The organism is Candidimonas nitroreducens, assembly GCF_002209565.1.
Taxonomy (GTDB): Bacteria; Pseudomonadota; Gammaproteobacteria; order Burkholderiales; family Burkholderiaceae_B; genus Candidimonas; species Candidimonas nitroreducens.
Genome location: NZ_NJIH01000033.1, coordinates 1 through 653, shown reverse-complemented (window position 1 = coordinate 653; position 653 = coordinate 1). Strand labels below are relative to the sequence as shown.

Below are 653 nucleotides of genomic sequence, written 5' to 3'. Positions count from 1 at the left end.
TGGCTGCCCGGTTCCCCGGCACATCCACCATCACGCCATCGTCGGCGCCATTGATGGTAATCGTCAGTGTCGCCGTGCTCGAGTCCCCATCGCCGTCGGTGATCGTGTACGTATAGGTATCGGTCAGCGATCCCCCATCCGGGGTCAGCCCCTGAACAGCCAGATTACTGTTGTCCAGCGTGTAGTCGTAGCTGCCATCGGCGTGGATCACCACCGTCCCATACGCACCCTTGATCGTCAACTCGCCGCTGACGCTGTCATCCGCCGTATTGCCCGGGACGTTATTGCTGGCAATATCCGTTACCGTCGCGCCATCAGCGCCCTGCGTATCGGCTACATCACCCACCGAGGCGCCGCTAGCGGCCAGCACGTTACCGCTGACCGTGGCATCCACGGCGTCTTCCCGCACGCTGTTGACATCGGCATGCGCCTGGGGCGCATCATCCACGATCTTGATCGCGATGCTGCTGCCGTCGGTACTGCCGTCGCGATCGGTGGCCGTCACACCAATCGTGTCCGAGGCATCTGCCCCCACCACCTCCGGCGCCTTCGTCAGCACATAGCTGTAGTCGATCGTCAGCGTGCCGTCTGCCGCCTGGTGATAGCCATTGAGCTCCAGCGTCCCGTATTGCGTCTCGATGTGCTGCGCCGTA

The 653-nt window shown here is 62.8% G+C and carries 1 protein-coding gene; it reads right to left on the bottom strand.

Annotation, left to right across the window (positions count from 1 at the left end):
- Positions 1–653 (bottom strand): VCBS domain-containing protein (locus tag CEY11_RS24945; RefSeq protein WP_198958992.1); only part of this gene is annotated, 653 nt, incomplete at both ends.